General features: G+C 44.3%; 3 protein-coding genes. All 3 read right to left on the bottom strand.

All coding sequences use genetic code 11. The annotated features are described in order from the left end of the window. Position 1: 1 nt before the first annotated feature. Positions 2 to 9,925, bottom strand: coding sequence for a non-ribosomal peptide synthetase (locus A1OO_RS09705; RefSeq protein ID WP_017002894.1), 9,924 nt, complete (start codon positions 9,923 to 9,925; stop codon positions 2 to 4). Positions 9,926 to 9,978: 53 nt separating this feature from the next. Beyond that, a complete protein-coding gene (locus A1OO_RS09700; protein WP_017002893.1) occupies positions 9,979 to 16,344 on the bottom strand; it encodes a non-ribosomal peptide synthetase in 6,366 nt (2,121 codons plus the stop codon). Positions 16,345 to 17,473: 1,129 nt separating this feature from the next. Continuing rightward, on the bottom strand, positions 17,474 to 18,340 hold the full coding sequence (locus tag A1OO_RS09695; RefSeq protein ID WP_016962270.1) for an urea carboxylase-associated family protein: 867 nt from the start codon (positions 18,338 to 18,340) through the stop codon (positions 17,474 to 17,476). Positions 18,341 to 18,446: the final 106 nt, after the last annotated feature.

The raw sequence follows: 18,446 nt of genomic DNA, 5'->3' as shown, positions 1-18,446 counted from the left end.
TTCACTCCGTTAGCTCGTGGGTAACGTAAGCAAAAAGCTTTAAGTACATAGCAAGTAGTGTGTTGATTTGGTCTTTTCGTAGCGTGCCTGTATTAACGTGTAACCTCAGTTCATTTGCACCACCACCTTCTGGTAGTGAGAGCATTAAATCAAAATGCTGCTCTACGTCTTGCTTTAGGCTATCTTCCTGGCTTCGAACAATAATTTGAGTGTGTTTATTGTCAATATGTCCGGACGTGCTGATGTTTGGAGACTTCTCTGCGTCCACCAACGTAGCTTGGGTGCTGGCAACCATTTCCGAAATTGACTTTGCATTCGACAGGTCTATCGAGAACGGCGAGATCAATCCATCTTTCGCAGCGAAGGTAAAGTTAACATCGTGGCATTTATTCACTTGGGCAATGAGGTAGGCAAAAATGGCTACCTGCCCATGAAGAACAGGGGTGTCGCAACGTTGCATAGCAGCAATGAATTTTGCCCATGTGTGTATGTCGTAGGACGCTTTTAGTGTGACCATTGATCGCCCAGTTCTTGGTGAAAAGAACGAATCTGGAAGCCGTGTTGGTTGGATTTGAATGTGGGTATTGTTGGCGTCTATCAACTGGCCAAGTTTTCGAATTGTGGTGTGGTTGAATAGATCTGTTACTCGAATAGAGCCTGCAAAGGTCGATTCAATCTTGGCGTGTGCCTGAACGATCAATAAAGAGTTAGCACCAATATCAAAGAAATTGTCTGTGACGCTAATACGGGTTGCACCGAGCAGCGTCTCCCATATGTCGAGTAACTTTCGCTCTGTATCGGTTTGAGCATTTGTATGCTTACTCCCCGTCATCACGGGAGCTTGTCGGTTGAGAAGTTCTTCTCTGTTTGTTTTTCCGTTAGTTGTCAGGGGAATATGGTCAATTTCTGTCACACTGCAAGGTATCATGTAGTTAGGGAGGTGCTGTTCAAGCAAGGCGCGGTATTCATTCAGCGTTCTTGATGATGAAGATACGACGAATGCAGCCAATGACTGACCATGTGGAACAACAACGGCTTCAGAAATATCGTCGATGGCTTGCAATTGATGTTCTATCTCGCCCAATTCGATGCGGAAACCTCGAACTTTTACTTGTTCGTCTCCGCGTCCGAGATATTCAATCTCTCCGTTGGGCAATTTGCGCGCAATGTCGCCTGAGCGATAAAGTGTCTGCTCGGGTGAAAAGGAGTCTTCGACAAAACGCTCTCTGTTCAAACTATCCCTGTTTAAATAGCCTCTGGTAATGCCAGCACCGCCTATGTACATTTCCCCAGCAATACCGACCGGCTGAATAGTATTGGCCTCGCCCATGATATAGATATAGAGGTCATCAATAGGCTGTCCAATCAGGCTTCGGTGTGCATTGTGAATGTCTGACGCGGTTAAGGACTTATAAGTAACGTGTACGGTCGTTTCAGTGATGCCGTACATGTTGATTAACGCCGTTTGATTGAGAGGGTGCCTTTCAATCCATGATTGAAGTGCACTAAACGTCAATGCCTCTCCACCAAAAATCACGTAACGCAGTGTCAGTGGATGATTGGTTTTCTTTTCCATTTCAGAAAGCTGATAGAAAGCGCTAGGTGTTTGGTTGAGAACGGTGACTTTTTCTTTGCTTAGTAACTGACAAAAATCATTTGGAGATCTTGCTACCAGCGGTGGCACAACGACTAGTTTTCCACCATGAAGCAATGCTCCCCAGATTTCCCAAACGGAGAAATCGAAAGCAAAACTATGGAAGAGCGTCCACACATCGTCGTCAGTGAAACCAAATTTGGCCTCGGTGGTGTCAAAAAGTCGAACAACTTGGCGGTGTTCAACCTGAACACCCTTGGGAATACCGGTAGATCCAGACGTATAAATGATATAAGCCAAGTTGTCATGGCTAACCTGAGAACAAAACGTAGTAGGCTGGCTTTGAAGTGCCAGTTGCGTGTTTTCGGAAAATAGATTTAACGCGCCACTTTCTGCTGGCAAGACATCGTGACTTGTTGCTGTGACCAATATCGTTGCGCCGCAATCATAAAGAATATGTTGCACCCGTTTTTGTGGGGAGTTTGGGTCAACGGGTACATAGGCCGCGCCTGTTTTTAGGATGGCGAGAATGGCGACTAGCATTTCGAAACAAGGTTCTGCGACGAGTACTATTTTCACTTCTTCCTTGGCACCTCTGGCTTTTAAAAGGTGTGCAAGTCGATTAGCGCGTTCATTGAGGGATTGGTAATTCCATTCGTTCCCTTGATACGAAATAGCCGTATTCTCGGGATACCTCAGTGCCATGGCTTCAAAACGCGTCACAATCGTATCGGTCGAAAGATGACTCAAAACTGTCGACGATCTTGCTTCATGCGCTATTTCTATTTGTTCTTCTTGGCTAATAAGGCTCAGTAAACATTGAGGTTTTTCGCGATGCGCGACGATTGAGTGCAACAGATTCTCAAAGCGCGTAGTCATCTGTTGTAGGGTTTCGTGTGTAAACAGATCAGCGTCGAAATCCCAGTGGAGTCTCAGGCTGTCTTCGGTTTCCGCAATGTCTAGCAAGAGATCAAATTTAGCGGTAGTGGGAGTGACATCTAGTGGTTTAATCTCTAAGCCAGCGATAGTCGGGATCGAAATATCCTGATTTTGCATAACTAGCATGATTTGAAACAGGGGATGATGGCTGAGGTTACGTGTTGGGGACAACGCCTCGACAAGCTGTTCGAACGGATACTGTTGGTGAGCATACGCAGCAAGCAAGTGACTTCGATTCTGTTGTAGCTGGTTTTCGAAAGAATCGGATTGATTGATGTTCGAGCGTACAATCAGAGTGTTAACGAAAAAACCAATCAGTGAATCAATGCCGGGTTGCTCTCTATTAGCGATAGGCGTTCCCATGACAATGTCAGACTCGTTAGAATATTTGCTGAGGAACAGGCTAAATGCAGTTTGAAAAACCATGAATAGCGTTGTTCCTGTCTCCATTGAGAGCGATTTAAGTGCGCTTGTTAACGATGGACTCAGGTATTGTGTAGTCCTAGCGCCTTTGTACGATTGAATCGCGGGTCTATGGCAGTCCAACGGCAGTTGGTGACATTCAGGGAGCCCTTCCAGCGCACTCGTCCAAAAAAGTTTCTGCTGCTGAAAAGCGTCGGTTTTTTCAAAATCTCGCTGCCATGTTGCATAGTCTGAATATTGAATATCCATAGGGGGCAGGGAAGGGGAATTGCCGCTTGTTAAGTCACGATACAAGGTACTAAGTTCATGAGTGAGCACCGCAAGAGACCAGCCATCAGACGCAATGTGGTGCATGGTGAGTAGCAAAATATGATTGTTGGCATCTTGCTTTATGAGATGAGCGCGCAGCAGCAAGTCTTTGCTCAAATCGAATGGGAAATGACTCATTTCTTGAGTAAGCGAAGCTAATGCAGATTCTTTCTCGGTTATAGAAAGTTCCTGGTGGTCGAAATGCACAATGTCGAGGTCCACATTCTGGGATACCGAAGTACTCACCGAATGACCATCAGAAGAGTAGGTCGTTCTAATGATTTCATGGCGCATGATGGTTATATTGATCGCTTTCTCAAGCGCCAGATAATCAATCGAGCCTTGGATGTGCAAATTTGTATGAATATTGTAACGACCTTTTGTATGGTCGATTTTGTCGATAAGCCACATACGATGTTGCCCAAATGACAACGGTTTATGGGTGTTTTCTGTTTTTGTAACAGGGTTTGAATAAGCGGATGGAGCGCTATTTGATATTATTAACGCAAGCTCTTTAATAAGGGGAGAAGCAAAAATATCACGCAGGGGAAGATCAACTTTCCACTGTTCACGCACGTTAGCCATTAGTCGTGTTGCGGATAGAGAATGACCGCCAATTAAGAAGAAATTATCATCTCGACTAACGTTGTCTCGCTTGAGAATGCCTTCTACGATGTTTGCTAACCGAAGCTCTGTATCATTTTGTGGCGCAGAATAACGTGTTTTTGCTTCGGGCTTTGGAAGCGCGTTACGATCCAGCTTACCGTTTGCCGTTAAAGGCATGTCTTTCATTAAAACGAATATAGAAGGCACCATGTATGACGGTAATGCATCAAGAACATGTTGGCGTAGTTGTGCGCAAATATGATCGTTTTCTTCATCGATTGGAACGACCCAAGCGGCTAGCGATATTTCATCGTTGTTATCAAGGTATGTCCCGACATGGCAAGCCGACGTGACTTTAGCGAGCTCATGCTCAATTTCGCCTGTTTCGATACGTTGGCCTCTGATTTTTATTTGTTGATCTAGTCTCCCCAAATATTCAATATTTCCGCAGCGTTTCCAGCGAGCCTTGTCGCCTGTTTTGTAAAGACGCCCCTCACCAAACGGGTTGTTTATAAATCGCTCAGCGGTCAGTTTCTTCTTGTTGAGATAACCGCGAGCAAGGTTTACCCCTCCAATAAAGAGTTCGCCCGCAATGCCAATTGGGCAGGGCTGACCATGAAGATCCAAAATAAGTAATGTGGTGTTATCAATAGGCTTTCCAATCGGAATTGGGTTGGGCAAATTGGCAACTGAACAATCGAAGTAGGACACGTCGATTGTGGCTTCTGTAGGGCCATATAGATTGTGAAGTTTCGTTCCATTGGTTTCTTGAAGCTGGGTTTGGAACATACAGGCTTGTTGGTAAGTGAGCGCCTCTCCACTTGCAAAAACCTGCTTAAGGTTCTTCATATTCTTGGCGTCTTTCGGTGTTAGAGCCGTTAAAAACGCAGACAGCATCGAGGGAACAAAATGCATGCAGGTAATACCCTGCTCCCCAACGACGGAAAGAATCTTTGATGGCTCCTTCTCTTCTCCGTGGCCAAGAAGGTGAAGGCTTGCCCCCGTGAATGACCACCAAATGAGTTCCCAAACCGATACATCAAATGTGTAGGGCGTTTTTTGCAAAACAATGTCAGATTTAAACAATGGGTACTTTTTCTGCATCCATTCAAGTCGGTTGACCAAGGAATGGTGTTCAATCAGAACACCCTTAGGCTCACCAGTGCTGCCTGAGGTGTAAATCACATATGCTAGATTCGTCGGTGAATGAGCCGTTTTGGGGTTGTCGGTGCTATAGCGAGAGGTGTCTAGTGTCGTCACATCAACAGACTGACAAAGCGCATTGTTGGCGGGTTTCTCACCATGGAGGTGAAGACTTGCTCCACAATCCTCAAGTATGTAATGCGTTCTTTTTTCCGGGTTGTCGACACTAATTGGGAGCCAAGCGCCGCCAGCCTTGGTGATAGCGAACAGTGTCACCATCATATCTATGCTTCGAGGCATTTGAATGGCAACAATGGATTCTGGCCCAACACCTGATTCAATAAGATAGTGAGCCATACGGTTTACTTTTCTGTTAAAAGCCGCCCAGGTGAGTGCACTGTCTTTCGATGAAATGGCTATTGCGCCAGGTTGAGCTTCAACGAGATCTTCAAACCTTTCTTTGAGGGATAGAAGTGAACTGCTGGCTGTTTGCGTGTCATTGAACTCGGACAAAATGTAATTTGATTCATCCGTTGTAGTGAGCGCAATGTCATTGACGAGCGTCAGTGGGTTAGCGAGCATATTTCGAACCACATGTTCAAAATGGTTCGCCATTACTTCAATCGTTTGTATTTCAAAAAGGTCAGTGCTGAATTCAAATATCGCTTGGTAGCCGTTATCAACAGACGGATAGATATCTAGCTTTATGTCGAGTTTGGCGTTATTTGATGGAACATTTAAATTCTCAAGTGTCAGCCCATTCAACGCAATGGTTTCAGCCTGAGCGAATTGGTTGTGGAAAATAAACATGCTATCAAAAATTGGATTTCTACCCGGCTCTTGGTCTGCCCATTGATTAACCATTTCGTGAAAAGGGTATGATTGGTTGTTCAACACACTGATTAAACGTGTGTGCTGTGCACAAAGAAGCTCTTGAATGCTCTGGTTAGGTTCACAATGGAAAGCAATAGGAAGAAAGTTGTTAAACATTCCTACCATATTTTCCGTTTGATGTTGTGTTCTTCCTGCGCAGAGAATGGATGAAGAAAATTCGATTTGTTGACTGTATTTAGCCAGTACTAAGTGGAAAGCGGTAAAAAGGATCGTGTTTGCAGAGAAACTGGCATTAGCGAGTTCATCTATTTCATTGGATACAGTATTGCCAAGTGAAATCCGTACCTGAGCGCCTTTAAATGAAGGCGTTTCCGGTCTAGGGTGGTCAGTAATGAAATCAAGTCTTGGCGGTAAAGACTTGATTTCTTTTTCCCAAAATTCAGCCTGTTCTTTTAGCTTGTTTTGTTGGCTTTCGGTCGTTAACCAATGTGCATAATCACCAAAACAAACCTCTGGCGTGGCTAGTTGCTCATCTTCGCCAGATAGCACCTTTAAAAGCTCATTGAGAATAATAATGAGAGACACGCCATCACTGGCAATGTGGTGTATGTCTAGGAGAAGAATATGACTCGTTTGCTCAGGAATAATCCCAAGGCGAAACAACGGCCCCGTAGTTAGATCAAACGGCCTGACAAATGAACGCCAACAATCTGATAACAAAGTGCCACTATCAAACCATTCAGCATGAACTGTTGGCTCGACGACTTCCTGAAATAGTGTGCTTGCGTTGTATTTAAAGCGAGAACAGAGGATAGGATGCCTTTTCATGACACCTTTAAAAGACTGTTCAATATGATCAGGTGAAACATTGCCACTTAATCTGAGAGCCAAAGGCATATTGTATGCAGTGCTTTCCGGCAACATTTGAGATTGAGTGAATAGGCCTTCTTGCATCGGCGTGGCGGGGAATGCCGTTAAGTCATTGGCGGGCTGAATGTCGCTAACGTCAGATTCATCTGCTTTTTTGTCTAAAAGGCGACTTTGTTCGCGCACTGTAGGTGTAGCAAAAAGCGTTTTAATATCGAGATGCTTGCTTAGGTGTTTCTGAATCTGTGCTGACGCTCTGCTAATGGCTAGCGAGTTTGCGCCAAAGCGAAATAGGTCATCGTTTACGGATAGATTTGGTTGAGCCAAAATCCGCTTCCATATTTCAAGCATTTTTTCTTCTGTCGCGCTGGCGGGCTGGGCGCGGCTTGTTTTTTGTTCCGTGTTAGGCGTGGGCAGTGCTTCAATGTCTACTTTGTTGTTCGCCGTTAAAGGTAAACGGTCTAAATGGAAATATGATTGAGGAAGCATGTAGCGAGGTAAAAACTCAGCCAATTTCTGACTAATGGCGTTTTGGTCAGATAGCTCTGACTGACAGAGGTAAGCAATAATAGAGCCGTTGCCTTCATCGTTACCAACAACTGAGACAAACGCTTCTGAAGCACCCGTTATATCAATAAGGTGAGTATGAATCTCGCCTAGTTCGATGCGCAAACCGCGAATCTTGACTTGCGCATCGAGTCTGCACACATATGTCAACGTAGAATCAGGTGATGCGATAACTTCATCACCAGTGCGATAGAGGCGCCCTTGATACCCAGGTAAAACGATAAATTGGCGAGATGTGAGATCAGGACGGTTTAAGTATCCTTTTGCCAGTGCATCACCACCAATGTATAGCTCGCCTGGGACGCCGGGAAGACAAGGGAGTCCATCAATATCGATAACGTAGGCTTCAGTGGTATTAATGGCTTTGCCGATAGGGAAGGTGCCAGCTGTTTGTGCACTGGTATCCACGGCATAAGCCGTAGCAAAAACGGTCGTTTCTGTCGGGCCATATACATGAACAAGGCGGCCTGGCCCCATGGAACGAAATGCCTTTCGTACGTGAGGCACTGAGACTTTTTCACCGCCGAACAATATTTTTCTGACTTGAGAGAGGGCGCTGAGATTGACATCGACCAAGGCGTTAAACAGTGCTGTAGTGACAAAAAACACCGAGATTTCAGCAGTTTCAATGTGGCGAGAAAGGGCGGTAAGGTCTTCTTGTGTCTCTTTATCAACGAGGACCAGTTCCGCACCGTTACACAAGGTTGTGAAGATGTCGAAAATCGAACCATCAAAACCATAGGATGATAGCTGCAGCACTTTGTCATCGTGAGAAATATCAACATAAGTCGGTGATGTGACGAAGCTCGATACCGCGCCGTGTGGTGTGCAGATCCCTTTAGGTATGCCTGTCGAGCCAGAACTGTAAATAATATATGCAATATCGTTTATGTTGAGATCTAAACTCGGTGCAGGTTGGCTTCCATCGATAAGTTCTGAGATTTTATACGTTGGAATCGCTGAGGTGTACTTGTCCTCGTCGGAAGTAATGCAGCAGTGTGCACTTGTATCTTCCAGCATAAATTCAGATCTTTTTGCCGGTAAATCTGGAAGTAGAGGAAGGTAAGTCGCCCCTGCTTTCAAAATGCCAAATATGGCGCAAATCATGTCGATATTCTGTGGCGTTCTCAGCGCGACGATACTTCCTTTTTCGACCCCTTTATTTGCTAAAGACGCGGCGATTTGGTCGCTGATGTTATCCAGTTTCTGATAAGTCAATGAGGTGTCATTTGATGAAACCGCTGATTTCTCTGGGAAACGTAAAACCGTTTGTTTAAACAAAGAAATGAGATCTTTCTTATATTCAGGTTTTGAGGGAGCGAGGGTATACGGTTGCACACTAAGAAGTGATAACGACTTCATGGGAGCGGTTGATATCTGTAGAGAACGTTCAAGAATTGATGAGAAATGCGCAAGGAAGCTGTGACTGAATGATGACTCAAATCGCCCTTTTTTGGTGATCAAGTTACACTCAAATCCTTCAAGTTGTGTGATTGCTAACGTGAGATCAAAATCTGTTTCTTCGTCTGTTTCTAAAGTGTTAATCGTAAAACCGGTGCCTTGAGCGATCGTCGTGTCTAAGGGGTAGTTTTCGACGACTAATAAGCTATCAAACATCCGAGCTTCTTGAGGCAGTGATGTTAAACCGTGGATATCTTTAAGTGCGAATGCCCCATGCTCATTGATGTCTGCAAGGTAGCCTTGAACGTGGTGCGCCCAATCGTTAAAAGACTGTTCTAAATTGAGCGATGCACAAAAAGGCACAGTATTAATGAATAACCCTGCGGTATGCGAAATATGGGGCACGGAAAGGTGACGACCAGACACGGTTGTTGCGAAGGTCAGATTCTTTTGATTTTGGTAAAAGCGCAGTGTGAGCGCAAACACGGCATGAAAAATGGTTGCAGCACTGACTGATTGTTTTTCGCTGAACGTTTTGATGGCTTCTAATGTGTTTTGTGGCAGCGTGAGTACGGTTTTGTTCTCGGTAATTTGTACTGCTTTGCTTTCGTCTGTAAGTTCCGTGCTACGAGGCAGAGGTCGGTTAACTTCTGCCGATGTCACCGCTTCTCGCCACCAAGTCGTCGCTTTATCTGAGTCGGTTTTCTTCCATCCCTCAACAATCTCGCTGGTGCTCGCTGTTAGTGGCATTGTCGCATCTGGCGTTTTATATACATCCAACAGCGACTTCAATAGTAGAGCGCTACTCCAACCGTCTAAAATAATGTGGTGAAAGCAAAGGATGATGGTGTAGCTCGATTCACTGTGCTTTAGAACAGAAAGCTGAATAGGTGTCGACTCTAAGCAAATATTGTTAGGACTACGAAGGGTTGAAAGTAGGCTGGGGTGATCCAGAGTGCTGTCATAAACGTCTAAGTTCAGTTCACGTTTTTTAAGGACAACTTGAACAGGGTTGTCGATGCCTTTCCAACGAAAAACAGTGCGTAAGGCGTCATTGTTCATGACGACTTTATCCCATGCGGATTGCAACGTTCTAGTGTCAAGCACGCCGCTGATATTGAGTCTGATCTGCTCGAAATACAATTGGCTGTCAGGTTCGGCGATATGATGGAATAACATGCCCTCCTGCAGTGGCAGAAGCGGTAAAATCGCTGAAACATTGCTCTTGTCAATCCCTGACATTTCTATTGTCCTTGTTTGTGTGCTTGCCCTAGAAGGGTGTTCCGTACGTTTGACTAAAAAAGCGCGTCTAAATCTTGCTGACTAAGACCTGAATCACTGAAGTCTGATGGTGTGAAATGAATGTCATTTGCGCTAAGTAAGTGGGTTAGCAACTGTTCGATATTGTCCTCCCACTGTCGCAGCAGCTCACTCGCTGTTTTATCTCCGCTTTGCCCCATGACTTTGACTTGTAGAATCAGTTCATTTCCAGATATCCAGCAATCACATTCAAAGTGCGCAGTGGTTGCATTTAGTTGACTGCAATCTGGCCCTGTATCTGTAAGGTTGAGCAAGAATAAATCGCTCTCATTGTTGACGTTCAAATCGCCCAGATAGTTGAATCTGCACGCAGGTTTGACAGGATAAGTATCTCGATATGGGCTAACGGCAAAACTAAGCCCGTGGTGAGGGGCATTTCGTGTTCCTTCCTTGGCATCACGAATGACACTATCCGGTTGTTCGACATTGGTGAAATGTACGGGGTAAAACGCGGTATACCATCCTACGGAACGAGAGAGGTCGATTGACTCGGTCTGCCGTCCGTGGGATTCAACATCAATGCTAAATTGCTTCTGTTTAGTATGGGCTTTCAATGAAAGGGTCAACGCGGCAAGCAATAAGTCCTGAGTCTTGGTATTGAAAACGTCGTGAACATTGCTGAAAAGCTTGTCTAAGATGCCGTGTTTAGCCGTTAGGCGTTCAGTCAGCATCATATCGTTTGGTCGCTGATGACTTTGATGCAATCTAAGTGGTTCAGATGTGGATTGATGCCAATATTGATTGGTAGAAAGATCATTGGTCGTCGATCTATCTTCGAATCGCTGGTCAGTATATTCCTGAATAGACGCCGATTTTGGCATCAATTTGATGTGTTCTCGCGCATCAACTGAACGACATGCTGACGCTAAGTCTTCCAGGATAATTCGCCATGAAACACCATCAACTAGTAAGTGGTGGGCAATCAGCAACAATTGAGGAGTATCGCCTTCGAGGAATATACCTTTAAAAAGGAGACGGTCATCGAGGGATATGTTCTGTTTTAGTGATAATCCCAATTGCTCCAACGACAACGCTTTGTCTTTTGGCGCACGTTCCAACACAAATTCATTCGCAATATCTATGTGCTGATAATGAGCTTCACCATGAGAAAAACTCAATCGCAAGGCATCATGTTGCACAAGTATGGCTTTTAAGGATTGCTCAATGGTTTCAGCAGATAGGTTTAGAGAGAGATCCAATAGAACTGACTGATGAAAATGACCTGGATGAGTAAATTGTTGGTCAAAGAACCAATTCATTGCCGGCGTCATTGTGGTTTTACCTTCAAGCGGCGCTTGAGAGTATGCTGGGGCACTGGCTGATTTGGACAGCTTGTTCGTCAACTCTTTAATTGTTGGATGAAGTAATATTTCTTTAGTGTCTAAAGCCCATCCTTCCGACCGCAAATGTGCCACGATTTGCAGTGCTTTGATGGAGTCCCCGCCTATTTGGAAAAAATTGGAATCAGAAGAAATAAGCTCAACGTTGAGCGTTTTCTTCCAAGCATTCAGCAGGGCAAGCTCTTTGTCGCCGAGAGGCAGTTCTTCATTTGAATTGCTGTTCTCCGACTGTTTTTGTGCCGATGTTTCATCTGCGATTTGACGCAATACCTGCGTGTCGACCTTGCCATTTGGCGTTAATGGAAGGGTATCGAGGCGAATATAGAATTGAGGCAGCATGTAATCTGGTAGTTCAGATGACAGAGACCGGTTTGGATCAATGAGTTCATTTGAGGACACATAAAATGCATATAAGTGCTTGGCACCGTGCTGTTCGAAAACGCGAACCGCTGTTGATATAACGCCATCGTATTTTAGTAGCGCACTTTCAATCTCCGTGACTTCGATTCGATAGCCTCGAAGTTGCACTTGGTCACCATCTCGTCCCTGATATATGAGGTTTCCTTCACTATTCTGGTGTGCAATATCACCCGTTTTGTATAGCGTTGATCGTGCGCCAAATGGACTGTCTACAAACGATAATGAAGTGTTTTTTGAGTCTTCAAAATACCCAGGGGAGACGCCATCACCGCCTATCCATATTTCTCCCATTTGACCTGAATTAACCGGACGCATGGAATCATCCAAAAGATAAACGTCTACGTTATCGGCCGCTTTTCCGATAGGGACAACATGATGCGTATCGTTGTGTTCATTAAATGTATGTGTAATACAACCAACAACGGTCTCAGTGGGTCCATATTCATTAATGATCTTTGCGTTCGGGAATGCGCGCTGTGCTCGACTGGCAAGGTTTGTCGTTAACTGCTCACCACCCACAATGAAGCAAGTGAGGTGAGTGTTAGAGGTATCCTGTATTTCCGCCATTGTGGTCAGTATGTCTAAATGGGCTGGCGTAATTTTGAGCGTATTGACTCGCGCATCCAATAGCAGTGATTCGAGTTGGCTGTAGAGTTGACTTGCGCCGGGTATCAGCAATGTTCCGTATGAGGTCAGTGGCGCAAACAATGTTGTGACTGTTAAATCAAAAGAGATACTCGTAAACAATGCCGAGTGGATGGGATTATTCTGGTTATACCGTTTGGCAAAATTAAGATAATTAGTGAGCCCACGGTTGGTGATCTTTACACCTTTAGGTTCACCAGTAGAGCCTGATGTGAAAATGATGTATGCAAGGTCATCAGGCTCAGCTTGGTTATCACAGTGAATGTCGTCCGAAGCAGTTGATAACAATTGTGTTGATTCGACTGTTACGTATTGTTGTCTTAGCCATTGAGGCACACAATCTTGATCATGGAGGCTTTGGTAAACAACAATAGTTGGCTTTGCGGTACTCAGGATTCGCTCTTTTCGGGTCGTAGGTAAGTCTTGGTCAATAGGCACATAACAAGCACCAAGGCGGTTTATCCCGCTAAGGAGAGCCAGTAGATTAATTGAAGCCGGACTGATGACAGCGACCCGATCGCCTTTGTTAACACCTAAACCTTTTAGTGCAGTGGTAACACGGCAGCTAGCTTGAAATAACTGGCGATAAGATAGAGATGTTGCCGCACTGATTAACGCAGTCTTGTCTGGCACTGTTTGTGCCGCGTCATCTAATAAGTGGCTAATGGTCTTCTTATCGTCGTACACCACTGGAGAGAACGTGATTGGAGCGACTTGCTGAGTATTGCCAAAGAGTGTCGTTAGAGCGATCTCAGGTGCATCAAGCATTTCCTTCATCATTTCAACAAAACTGTTGAGCATTGAAGAAAGGTCTTCATAGGAAAACAAAGACTTAGCACTTTCAAGCGTGATTTGAAGGTGGCCGTCAATGCTATGTTGGATGAACAGCGTTAGGTCTAACTTTGCACCTCCATTGTGAAATGGAATGTGCTTGTAACGGGCAGACGAGAGGGTGCGCGGCATGGGTTGGTAAACAAACATGATGTCGTACAACGCATTGCGGCTTTGAGATAAGCTATTCTCGGATAGGTTAACAACCTCATGAAAAGCAATATGATTCTGAAGACGTGATTTGACATGGATGGAAAGCGTTGACAGGTTTTCATGAACGGATTTAGACAAATCAACCGTCGGTGTAAGTAGGACGCTGTCAACGAACATTCCGGGCAATGAAATCGAGTCTGCATTTCTTTGCGTAATAGGTATGCCGACAGAAAATGTGTCTTGGTTGCAACATTGTGCAACCCAAATTTGGAAAAAGTTTAACAGTGCATTTTGTATGCTGGTGTTCTGATCTAGGCCAAATGATTCGAGTTTTGACAACAGATCAGAGGGCAGTGGTTTATGGACGGCACCGCCACAAAAATCTTGCAATGGAAGTCGTCTATTTTGTTGTGGCCAAACAAGTTCGCTCGGAAGGTTGCCAAGCGCACTTCGCCAATAATTTTGCTTTTCACCATCTACATAGACAGATTGCTGGTTTTCATAGATATCTAGTGCATCAATCTGCTCGGCGCTTTGTGATACAAGGCTTTTTCCTTCTATCGCAGAAACCCACTCGTCAAAGAGTATAGGCAGTGATAGGCCGTCACAAATCAAGTGATGGCAATCGATAACCAGTACAGACTTATTGCGGTAACTCCCATAATAGAAACGTATCAGGTTGTCAGTATTGACATTAAACGCAGCAGCAATGGTTTCCAATTGAGCCAACAGGTCAGTTTGGTCGTTTAGCTCAATATGATGAATGAATTCAGAGCTATCGGTGCGAGCGTCATATTCCCAACACGGCTTGTCTGAATGCCACTGGATTTTGGTACTAAGTACCCTGTGGCACTTTATAAGCTCATGCGCCGCGTTTTGTATACTGTTGTCATCAAACCTTGCATCTAGTTCTACTGCAGCGGACACGTTGTAAGCCGTGCCGGTCTCTCTTTGGCAGAGCGCAAACATGGAAAGCTGCGAAGCCGTTAGAGCATATACATCGCGATTGGCTTTTTTAATGATACTGCGTTTGGATGAGTCCGACGCTCGAGCGTGGTCAATGGCTCGCCCCATTTCCTCTAAAGTCAGATAGTCGTATACATCAGTCAGAGAGATTTCAACATTGAATGAATGTTTTACTTGCTGAAGTAGATAAAGTGCGTCGAGAGAATTGCCGCCTTTTGCAAAGAAATGGTCTGATTTGGTTATTTTTCCGCAATGCAAAATGTCGTTCCACAGTGCGGCGAGTTCATTTTCTGTCTCAGACAGTGGCTGGGTGCTGGCTTGCCCGAACTCGAGTGCCTCAATGTCTGATGACACATGAGTGAACTCTCCATCTTCTGCTCTACTTTTGAGTTGAAAGCGTTGGATCTTTCCACTGGTCGTCTTGGGAATAAGTTTTACAGGTACAACGATATCGGCATGGAGTTGATGATGTGCGAGCAAAAGGGTCTGTGCGGATTTTTTTATACTGATGAAGCTTTCGAGTGTTCCACGATACTGGACGAAAACAGCGAGTAATGGATTTGCTTGACTGGGTGAGTCGATCGAAGTCACAGCGACAGAGCCTAGTGAAATTCCCTCGGCATTAGCGAGGGTTTGCTCCAAATCGTGGGGGTAAATATTTTGTCCATTAATGATGATTAGGTCTTTGCTTCGCCCTGTTACGTAAAGCTCACCATCTTTGAAAAACCCAAGATCCCCAGTCTTTAGCCATCCATCATTAGAGATCGTTGCAGCTGTCTTGTCTGGGTCATTGAAATACCCCTTTGTAACACTGCCACCTCTTATCTCAATGTCTCCGATGACCATTTCGTCGCAGAGTTGACCGTTGAGCGTTATATCAACGTCCATGTCATGTATCGGCCTTCCTAAAGCAACAAACTGCAGCCCATGAGGCTGTACATCGACTTCTGCGCCAATACCTAAATGGTCTCTGTTTACGAAAATCGTTTTGAGATGTCGGCCAGCGGGAGGAAACGTGACGCCTAACGTGGCTTCTGCCAACCCATATACTGGAAACATCACGTTGCTTTTGAGGCCAAACTTTGCCAAATCGGCAGTAAATTTTTCACTCAATGCGGCATCAATCGGCTCTGCACCATTAAATATGAGGCGCACATTAGAGAGAGACCATTCAGGGGTTTTTCGGGAGTTGTTTAGTTTTTTTAGTAGATAGCTATAGCCAAAGTTAGGCGAAGAAAGAATGGTTGCTTTGACGTCTGATGCATTCTTCAGCCAACTTAATGGGTCTCGTATAAAACTTGCTGTTGGCATCAAGTATTGATCACAGCCAACCATCATTGGATTGATGTGAAAGCCGATGAGTCCCATATCGTGAGTCAGTGGCATCCAGCTAAAAGTGGTGTCGTTTAAAGTCGTTTTTGTGGCTTCAATTGTAGATATGTTGTTTGTGATGATATTTGTATGGGTAAGGGTCACTCCCTTAGGAGAACCAGTTGAACCTGAAGAAAACTGAATGAATGCAATGTCATCTGGTTTTGAATCTATTCGAGAGGGTTCTATTTCTAGGACATCTTGGCGCTTTTTAAGTAAGAGCACTCTATCGTCATCAATAGCACAGCCATGATCTCGATTGGCATCTTCAATCACTATCCATGGTGTGATAAGCGTTTTTTCGATGCTTGCCAATTTTTGTTTGTGTGATTGTGTTGTGCCAAAAGCTAAGGGGACAGCAATGAATCTTCCAAATACACACGCCCAAAAGGCAATGGCAAATGATTCATTGTCCTCAATTTGGAGAATGATCTTATCTTGGGGTTTGACACCTATATTTTTCCAATTCTCGGAGACCGCGAGTGCTTGTTGTTTTAACTCGCCATAGCTTAAAAATTCCGCCGGATTTTTGTGGTGGGAGAAGTAAATACCTTTGGTGCTTTGTTGACTCGCTTTATCGAGAACATCAACCAGAGTACTAAATTGGAAAAACATGATCCCTACCTTGAATGTATTGCAATGAGCAGAACTGACAGTTACAAGAATCGAGATTCAATACTTAAAGTGTCTAGTAATCTATGTTTTTCGGGTGAGGCCGCGAGAGGACTCTCATTAATCATAAAATATGGGAAATGCGTATATATGCTAAAAGTGTGAATTTTCATTACAATGAAAATGACAGCATAACTAATTGATTTTTAGTGTTACATTTATAAATTCACTTGTTTTTTTATGGGTGGAGTGAGTTGCGTCATGCCTGCTGGATTGTTGTATTTTGAGATTATATGTTGTGTGTGTTGTGATTTCTGGTCTTTGTGACTTTGTGAAGGGTGTCTTGGGTTGTCGATTTTTTAAGAGAAAATTAGCGTTTATTACACGAGCCATATACTGTGTTTTTTTTCGCAGAAACTAGAGACGTTACATTTTTTTGAGACGCAGTTTACATGGGGTGATGTATATATTGGATGATCGACGCTAGGAAAAGATGTGTGATTTCACGTGAATGTACATCAGTATTTTATGTTCAGGCCAATGGTTGTCCTTTCATTTAACCAAGTAATTACTCAATAAGTTGCTACCCAAATCAGTCCAAGTTGTTGATTATTTAACCTATTGATTCACAGGCTTGTGCGCGTAGGCATTGAACATTTATAGCATATATCCACTTGCGATCTTTCCTCGGAAAGAGTCAATTTTATCCAGTAAATTGACGCCTAATTTTTTCACTTGTGCTGTTATAAACGCTATTTCTATTTGGGATGTGATTTTGATTCTCATTTTTCCATGAGATCTATGGTGCCTTTCGTTGCTTTATTTTTTTCTACAAAGTAATGAATGTATCATTTTTCTAAATATAATTTGAAACATAAGTGTCGATGTGAATGCCTAATGTTTTTTTTGGGGGCATCTGCATTTGGTTTGTTTTTTAGTGTGATTTAATAAAGTTATGAAATGTTAGGAAGTTAACGGTGATCTCAAGGGGGACACAAAGAGTGTCTCTTCTGACCAGAACGACCATGGTCTAAGTAAATTTATGCGTCGATAAATAAGTGTTACATCAATGTAAATACGCATTGTGGTAAATTCGGCAGTTTCCACTCGCTGTACCAAGGATTAACGTGAGCTATTTAGCAATGTACTCACTACGTTGGAAGGGTTGCCACGTATCAAGCGTTTGTTTCTCTGGGGTGAAAACCTCTACCGTCAGCGGAAAACACTGCGCGCCATCACTGGAATGGGTGCTGCTGCAATCTCCCCCTGGACATGCTGAAAGCGCTCCAAGCAAATCGGTTTCGGCAAAGAACTCAATATAATCCCCTTTGCGTGCTGGGCTGGCTTTCATAAAATATTGGTGCGAATCTTTGGTGAAACCCGTACACATAAACACATTTAATACATCATGAATGTGTTTTTCTGCGTCTTTTGGGCTGACGCCTCGTGTATCCGCCAGTGCACGGGTGAGGTTAGAGTGGCAGCAATGATGGTAGTTTTCTCCATGGAGTCGGTTGTGTGTGTAGGGGTCGCAACGCGTGCCAATGACATCATGTACACCCGCGCCATCCTGATCCCATCCATACCAGCTCAATGAATCATCTGTAATCGTTGCTATCGGCCTTAAATAAGGCATGTTGCTCCACAATCTGTCACCGGTTGTTAAATGGGTGGCATGCAGTTGTCGGGTTTTTCCACTGAAAAAGTGTTCACTGAGATCATCTCGTTGCCAGAGATTCAAGTCCCCAACCTGTGACCCATGCTGGCAGGAAATCCGGAAAAAACACCCAGCAGGAACGACAAAGCAGCGTGCTTCCCTTGGGGGGATCTCTTGTAAAGCAGTGCGAGTGGATGAAACTCTTGCTGTGTGATAAAAATTGGCATCAAAGGGAGGCAGAGAATCTGTGGCGTAACAGACAACGGCTTTAGCTGCGCGGCGTTCGTGTGCATCCGTTGGTGAAACACTTGCAACACCCTCACTTTTTCTGTTTTTCGTCATGTTATTTTCTCTATGCCATCACGATGAAGTAAGTATATCCGATCTCTTCAATATTGAGGTTTCAGAAGCGGGTCATTAGTACCATATCTAGTCAATCTGAAGCTGT

The organism is Enterovibrio norvegicus FF-33, assembly GCF_000286835.2.
GTDB lineage: Bacteria > Pseudomonadota > Gammaproteobacteria > Enterobacterales > Vibrionaceae > Enterovibrio > Enterovibrio norvegicus_A.
Note: the sequence above shows the minus strand (reverse complement) of the source record. Positions and strands in the feature narration are given on the sequence as shown.